Source organism: Proteus columbae (assembly GCF_002777965.1).
Lineage (GTDB): Bacteria > Pseudomonadota > Gammaproteobacteria > Enterobacterales > Enterobacteriaceae > Proteus > Proteus columbae.
On record NZ_NGVR01000001.1, the window covers coordinates 1 to 480 of the forward strand.

At 34.0% G+C, this 480-nt stretch carries 1 pseudogene (only partly in view); it reads right to left on the minus strand.

From position 1 onward, the window contains the following. Positions 1–480: pseudogene (locus tag CBE70_RS18640) on the minus strand (IS3 family transposase) (its annotated part continues 473 nt past the right edge of the window); the annotation flags it as partial.

The following is a 480-nucleotide window of genomic DNA, read 5'->3' on the forward strand; positions in this document are numbered from 1 at the left end:
TTAGTTAGGTAAAGACTGAGTTCGGTATTGAACTGGACTCAGTCCTTTTAATTTTATCTTGATCCGTTCCGTATTGTAATACTTGATATATTCATGAAGTTCTTCTTCTAGTTCATCCAAATCTCTAAATTGCTTTGTATAAAAACATTCTGTTTTTAATATGCCAAAAAAATTCTCTATTACTGCATTGTCTAAACAATTTCCTTTTCGTGACATACTTTGAGTAATACCTTGTTTCTTAAGGCTATTGTGATATCGACTCATTTGGTATTGCCATCCTTGATCTGAGTGCAGTATAAGCTCACCTCCCTGAGTCAATTTCGAAAAGGCTTGGGTAAGCATCTGTTCAATCATGTTGTAATGAGGACGTCTAGCTATTTGGTAGGAAACAATTTCTTGATTAAATAAGTCAAGAATAGGCGAAAGATAAAGCTTTTCACCTTTTACCTTAAATTCGGTGACATCAGTAACCCATTTTTC